Raw genomic sequence first — 3,447 nt, 5'->3', positions numbered from 1 at the left:
TCGCCCGTCGGTGCGTAATCGAACGCTCGCATACGTTGACCGGCGGCGGACACGACCTCGGGTGTGACCATGCCCGCGCTCGATGGGACAACGGCACCGGCGCTCGTGGGGGAAACGCCGCTCACTGCGAAACGCACGCGATCAGATACGCCCTGCTGCGCACGCACCTCGGCGGCAGACGGCGCATTCATAAGCATGGAGATAGGGTCGAACGCCGCCCGTGCACTCCCCACTTGTGCATGACTGCCGCGCGCCTCACCGCGCAACGAACCGGAGGCCCTGAGGGAGCCCGAAGCACCCGCGCTCGCGCCCGCAGCGCCAAGCGAGCCCGACGCGCCAAGCGAGCCCGAACGCCCACCGCTCTCGCCGAGTCCCGTCGTTCCATACTGCTCGCGCAAGAACGCATCGAGCGAAGAGAGAGCGAGCACCGCGTTGCGACGCACGAAATCCAGCACAGCCTCCGCATGCTTCAGATCGTCCTTCACCACAAAGGTGCAGCGCTCAGCGAGGTAGCGCAGCAGGGCGTTCGGCGTATTCGTTGCTACAGCGGCTACACCGTTCATCGGGATGAGCGCGAAGCGCAGCGCACCGTCCTCGGTCACGCGTACCAGCTCAGCATCGAAGCGCACAAACGACGTCGCGATCCCCCGCTGCGTGCATAGGGAGAGCATGTTGCGAACCGCGCAGATCATGTTCTGGAACTGTACCGAGGTGAGTTTCGCGTTCTTGAGGTAACGCGGCAGCACTTCTGTTCCCGTGAGGTCGAAGAACAGCTCGGCATCGCGCCCCTCGAGCGTATATGTGAACTCGAGTAAGTTGGCATCATCCGCACCGCGCAGCCACTCCGCCTGTGCATAGTCGAGCGCCTCGCCCTTTTGAGGGCGCACGGAAAGCGAGGCAGCCCCCGCTTTGCGGTCTCGCACGATACGCGTTTTCATAGAACTCCTCGCATGTAACGATCAATGCCGCCCGCACCCCACGGCCAGGCGGCCCCACGGCCAGGCCGCCAGCGCCGCGCCTGCGCTACGCCAGCGCTACGGGCGTCCCATCTACCAGCACGCCTTGGTTCACCAGAGCTCGAATCGTCTCGTTGGGATTGAGTTCCTCGCCCTCGTGCGCTCCGGCGCCAGCGCGCAACATGAGGTCGACCTCGTCGCTCGCCTCATAGCGAGCCGGCTCGCGCGACGCAAGCACCCGCGCCATGAGGCGCGCCGCCATCTCGACGGTCAGGTCGAAGGGCACGCGGAACTCATACACGTCCCCCGTCGCGGGAAGCAACACCTCCAGCAGCACCTTATCCTTCATGGGTGCCGCCCCTGCTGGCGCGCAATTCCTCTCGCTGCGCCACGATGGCCAGACGTGCGTCGACTTCACCGGTGGGAAGCCCGAGCGCCTCATATGCCTCGTGCTTTGCCTCATAGTACGCCGGCTCGGTCGCCACGAGCATGTCGATCATGCGCGTACTATCGGTATCCTGCAGGCCAAGGTAGTACACCGCATCGATAGACTCGCGGTCGAACATCACGTCCCTTCCTGGCCCCGTCCAGCCCAGAGGATACGGCACGCCCACGTAATCCCAGAACCTGCCCGTGTCGGAATCCTGCTGCATGTATCCGGTCACCACGGTGAGCCCGTCGTCGCCCTCGATATGAACCACGGAGCCAACCGGCAGCCATGTGTCAACGTTTACCATACCCTAGCCTTTCGGATTGCCGTGTTGTCATTAGTCCTCGTGATAGTTCGCGATGAGATTCGAGTAGTAGCTCGCGCGCGAGTTGTAATACGAGACGCGCCCGTTCGAATACGAGAGCCCGTCCTGCGCATAGGCAAGCTGGCTCTCCAGCTGGGCAATCTCTTCGTTCAGCTTGGCGATGAGGCCGTTGCACGCGCTCACCGCATCCGAGATGTGCCCGGCGTTCTCTTGGCTGATCTGCGTGGCCGTGGTGCTCGCTCCCGGCTCGTTGAGCGCAGCCGAGACCGCGTTCGAAAGGTTCGTGAGCGCCTCGGTGAGCGCCTCGTCCTTGCCCGTGAGCGCAGAAACCTCCGTGAGCGCGTTTTGCGCTTTTTCCAGCTGATCGCGCTTATGCTCGAGCTTCGCCGTGAGGTCAGTAATCTGCCGGCTGTATTCGTTGGCGCTACCCTGCCAGTAGCGCGCCTGCTCATAACAGCTGTTTCTACTCGCGATAAGACTTCCAAGGCTCATGGTGCCTCCTCAGTATCGGAATGCTTATTCGGTACGGCAGGGCTGCCCGCTCGGCACGCCACCGAGCTCTTTCGGGCAGTCGCGCACGTCGGTTACAACGTCGAATAGATCGGTCGCGGCAAGTGCGTCGCCCGAGAAGAACCGCGAGAGGTACTGGTACGCCTCGGGGTTATCGCGCCAATCGGCGGGGAGCCCCTCGCGCGGCGCAATGGTCTCGGTGCAGATCCAGCCGCACTCCGGATACACGGTCAGCGTCTTCATGCGCACGCGGACCGCGTCCTCGTTCTCGGGTACGGGCACGACGAACGAGCCGCTCGGCATCGTGACGATCGTGGGCTCGGCGCCGCGCATGTCAAAAACCTCCATCTTCACGGCGTCAACCACGCGCGACGTTTCTACCTGTTCGATAACCCGCATGAGCGGCGCCACATCGAAGCCCTTACGCGCCGCCATGTTGCGGGCCGCGTCGCGGTCCCCGCTCAGGATCAGCGCGTTCATGCCCTTATCGCCAGGCTCCATGAGGTAATCGCCGTGCCACGACCGCTCCGCCGGCACAAAGCGCTGGCACACGTCGAACGCCTCGGCGAACGCGGACGCCCAGGCCTCCTCGGGACCGGCGCTCGCAATGGTGAAGCCCGCGCCGCCGGGCGCCGTCTTCAAAATCGACGCCTTGCCGTTATAGATGGACATCTCGACGCACGGATCCTTCGAGCCGGGGTTCGCGAACGCAGTGATGCACATGCCCATCTTGGCAAAGGGATAGACCGCATCGGCGAGCGCGCCCTGGGGCCTCCCCTCTTCATCTACCAAGCCGGTGGAGGCATAGCGGTTCACCACCTGCCGGCGCCACGCCTCGCCCCAGTCGCCGTGCTCGAGCTCTTCCCAGGGAAGCGCGTCGGTGGGCAGGGCGACGCCGCCCGTATCGAGGCCGCCCATAAGGATGAAGAGATCCTCGCCCGAGAACTTAATCTCTTCGAGCGGCACATCCGCGTAATCGATCTTCCGCTTTAAAAAACTGAACATGACAATACCCTTGCAATCGTTATCGAGTCCCATACATCACATGGTACCCGTCGTGTATCAAGCCGGTGCAAAGGCGGTATCGCTCTTCCCGCCACGGAGGAACTCCGCGATGCCGTTCGTGATGGACTGGGTGGCACCGGACTTGTTCATCTGTTCGCCGATCCAGTTGAGCCCCGCGTCGACGAGACCGCCCAGCGCGATACCCGCCACGGCGCCCAAAG

The 3,447-nt window shown here is 63.6% G+C and carries 5 protein-coding genes; all 5 read right to left on the bottom strand.

The window, feature by feature from the left end:
• On the bottom strand, window positions 1–938 hold a 938-nt coding region (locus QZ079_RS08690), incomplete at its 3' end, for a hypothetical protein (protein WP_297037466.1).
• Window positions 939–1,023: 85 nt separating this feature from the next.
• Window positions 1,024–1,305: a hypothetical protein gene (locus QZ079_RS08685; RefSeq protein WP_291288270.1), complete on the bottom strand. Its 282-nt coding sequence runs from the start codon at window positions 1,303–1,305 to the stop codon at window positions 1,024–1,026.
• Window positions 1,295–1,693 carry a DUF4176 domain-containing protein gene (locus QZ079_RS08680; protein WP_291288269.1) on the bottom strand — a complete coding sequence of 133 codons (399 nt, stop codon included), beginning with the start codon at window positions 1,691–1,693 and terminating at the stop codon, window positions 1,295–1,297. Before QZ079_RS08680 ends, QZ079_RS08685 begins: the two co-directional genes overlap by 11 nt.
• Before the next feature lie 30 nt (window positions 1,694–1,723).
• Window positions 1,724–2,203, bottom strand: a complete 480-nt coding sequence (locus QZ079_RS08675) for a hypothetical protein (protein ID WP_297037465.1) — start codon at window positions 2,201–2,203, stop codon at window positions 1,724–1,726.
• A 24-nt stretch (window positions 2,204–2,227) separates the two neighbouring features.
• Window positions 2,228–3,226, bottom strand: coding sequence for a hypothetical protein (locus QZ079_RS08670; RefSeq protein WP_297037464.1), 999 nt, complete (start codon window positions 3,224–3,226; stop codon window positions 2,228–2,230).
• Between the last annotated feature and the right edge of the window lie 221 nt (window positions 3,227–3,447).

Source organism: uncultured Enorma sp. (assembly GCA_905210055.1).
In the GTDB taxonomy this organism is placed as follows: Bacteria; Actinomycetota; Coriobacteriia; order Coriobacteriales; family Coriobacteriaceae; genus Enorma.
This window is presented reverse-complemented; position numbering and strand designations above follow the sequence as displayed.

Excerpts from the sequence above, each read along its gene's own strand:
- QZ079_RS08685 (WP_291288270.1), bottom strand. The coding sequence starts at position 1,305 with ATGAAGGATAAGGTGCTGCTGGAGGTGTTGCTTCCCGCGACGGGGGAC.
- QZ079_RS08680 (WP_291288269.1), bottom strand. The coding sequence starts at position 1,693 with ATGGTAAACGTTGACACATGGCTGCCGGTTGGCTCCGTGGTTCATATC.
- QZ079_RS08675 (WP_297037465.1), bottom strand. The coding sequence starts at position 2,203 with ATGAGCCTTGGAAGTCTTATCGCGAGTAGAAACAGCTGTTATGAGCAG.
- QZ079_RS08670 (WP_297037464.1), bottom strand. The coding sequence starts at position 3,226 with ATGTTCAGTTTTTTAAAGCGGAAGATCGATTACGCGGATGTGCCGCTC.